A 2,387-nucleotide genomic window follows, 5' to 3' on the forward strand; every position below is an offset into this window, starting at 1 on the left:
CTGCTCGACCGCCACCGCCCCGGCCGCACGCCGCTGCGCATGGACCTGCTGCTGGGGTCCGAACAGGGCCCGGTGGCCGGCATGCTCGACGTCGGCGGCGACATCGCCGTGCGGGTGGACAGCCAGCTGGTCGACGCATTGCGCGCCGATCCCGCCGTGCGCACCGTGAAGGTCCGCTACAGCCCGCCCTGGGCGAACTGATCCGCGTCACCGCTCCACGTTCCACCGTTCTTCCGCTCCACAACAGGTAACCGGTTTTGATCACACGTTTTGCCGGGCTGCTGCTTGCCGCCCTTGCCCTCAGCGGCTGCACCAGCCCGTCCCAGACCTTCGAGATCGACAACCCGGGCGACACCCCGCTGACCCTGCGCATCGACGGCAACGAACTGCCGATCGCCGCGCACGCCTCGCGGCCGGTCAAGCTCAAGCCCGGTGAGCACCACCTGCAGACCCCGGCCCTGGGCGAGGTGCGGTTCATCGTCTACGCGCGCGGCAAGGGCGGCCTGATCAACCCGACGCTGGGCGAGTACGTCATCGCCAGCGAGATCTACGTCACCGGCGAAGACAAGCTCGGCAATTTCGGCCGCGTGGACCACCACATCGAGCTGGGCGGGGTCGGCTTCGACGGCCCGTACAGCACCACCCACGCGCTGTTCATCGACCACGCCTGGACCTTCGGCGTGCGCGAGCCGTTCCCCGACGAGCAGACCGTGGCCCACGTGGACGAGACCGGCGGCCGGATCAACACCAAGATCTTCACCGCCCCGGACTTCATCGCCTACGTCGAGGCCAGCCGCGGCGAACCGGGCGCCTACCGGCGCCAGCAGCCGGCCGGTTACCAGGCGCCAACCTATACGCTGGAGCCCGCCCCCACCGCCCTGCCCGCGCTGGACCCGGCCTTCGAACGGCATGCCGCCCCCCTGCGCGAGCTGTATGCGCGCTACCTCAAGGCCACCACCGCCGACGCCCAGCTGCAGCTGCAGCAGGAGGCCTTCCAGGCGCAGATGGCCTTCACCGCCGCCACCGCCGCGCTGGGCTCGGGCCTGCCGGTGGAGGCCAACGAGGCCTACAACACCTTCGTGCAGACCCGCGGCAGCCTGATGGGCAGCGCCGCCCTGGTTGTACCCTGACCTGACTGGCGCCCCCTGCCCCGCTGCGTTACCGTCGGTTTCCAGACGACGGCGTACGGGGCTTTTCGGCGCATTCGGCTACACTTTCCCTCTTTTCTTCACGACGGTTTCCGATGAATCCGAACTACCTCGACTTCGAGCAACCCATCGCTGATCTGGAGGCGAAGATCCAGGACCTGCGCAGCGCCAGCGCCGGGCCTGCGGTCAATGTCGAGGCCGAGGTGCATGCCCTGCAGGACAAGCTGCGGGTGCGTACCGCGCAGATCTTCCGCAACCTGACCTCGTGGCAGATCCTGCAGCTGGCCCGTCATCCCTCGCGCCCGTACACCGCCGACTACATCCGCATCTTCTGCGATGAGTTCCAGGAACTGGCCGGGGACCGCGCCTTCGCCGACGACAAGGCCATCATGGGCGGCCTGGCCCGCATCGGTGGCCGCTCGGTGATGCTGATCGGCCACCAGAAGGGCCGCGACACCAAGGAAAAGATCAAGCGCAACTTCGGCATGCCCAAGCCGGAGGGCTACCGCAAGGCGCTGCGCCTGATGAAGATGGCCGAACGCTTCGGCCTGCCGGTGCTGACCCTGATCGACACCGCGGGCGCCTGGCCGGGCATCGACGCCGAATCGCGCGGCCAGTCCGAGGCGATCGCGCGCAACCTGATGGAGATGGCCGAACTGAAGGTGCCGGTGATCTGCACCGTGATCGGCGAAGGCGGTTCCGGCGGCGCGCTGGCGCTGGGCGTGGGCGACCGCACCGTGATGCTGGAGTACAGCGTGTACTCGACCATCACCCCCGAAGGCTGCGCCTCGATCCTGTGGAAGGACGCCGGCAAGGCCAAGGAAGCGGCGGAGCAGCTGGGCATGACCGCCCCGCGCCTGAAGAGCCTGGGCCTGATCGACAAGATGGTGCGCGAGCCGACCGGCGGCGCCCACCGCAATCCGAACCAGATGGGCAAGCGCCTGAAGGCCGTCCTGCTCAACGAGCTGGACGAACTGCAGAAGCTGTCGGTGGACGACCTGCTCGCCCGCCGCTACGAGCGCCTGCGCAGCTACGGCACCTACGAGACCATCTAAGCGGATTGCCGTTGCGATGGAACCAAAAAAGCCGGACGCGAAAGCGCCCGGCTTTTTTCATGCGCCGACCGGTAGAGCCGACCGTTGGTCGGCTGCCGTTGCGGCGGTCTCTTGCGGCTGCCGGCTGCCGGGATCACCGGACATGGTCGAGAGCCGGCCAGCGGCCGGCACTACCGTCGCACAG

Annotated in this window: 3 protein-coding genes; all 3 read left to right on the forward strand. The window is 68.5% G+C overall.

Going from position 1 to position 2,387, the window contains the following annotated elements; all coding sequences use genetic code 11:
- The coding region (locus DBR34_RS22710; RefSeq protein ID WP_258223824.1) for a hypothetical protein at positions 1 to 201 on the forward strand (201 nt) is incomplete at its 5' end.
- 56 nt (positions 202 to 257) lie between these two features.
- A complete protein-coding gene (locus DBR34_RS11065) occupies positions 258 to 1,130 on the forward strand; it encodes a hypothetical protein (protein ID WP_128096830.1) in 873 nt (290 codons plus the stop codon).
- A gap of 113 nt (positions 1,131 to 1,243) precedes the next feature.
- A complete protein-coding gene (locus DBR34_RS11070; protein WP_128096831.1) occupies positions 1,244 to 2,203 on the forward strand; it encodes an acetyl-CoA carboxylase carboxyltransferase subunit alpha in 960 nt (319 codons plus the stop codon).
- Positions 2,204 to 2,387: the final 184 nt, after the last annotated feature.

It is taken from the genome of Stenotrophomonas sp. HMWF003 (genome assembly GCF_003061285.1).
Taxonomy (GTDB): Bacteria; Pseudomonadota; Gammaproteobacteria; order Xanthomonadales; family Xanthomonadaceae; genus Stenotrophomonas; species Stenotrophomonas maltophilia_AP.

Bases quoted from the DNA above. Each gene is read 5' to 3' on its own strand.
- DBR34_RS11070 (WP_128096831.1), top strand. From the start codon at position 1,244: ATGAATCCGAACTACCTCGACTTCGAGCAACCCATCGCTGATCTGGAG.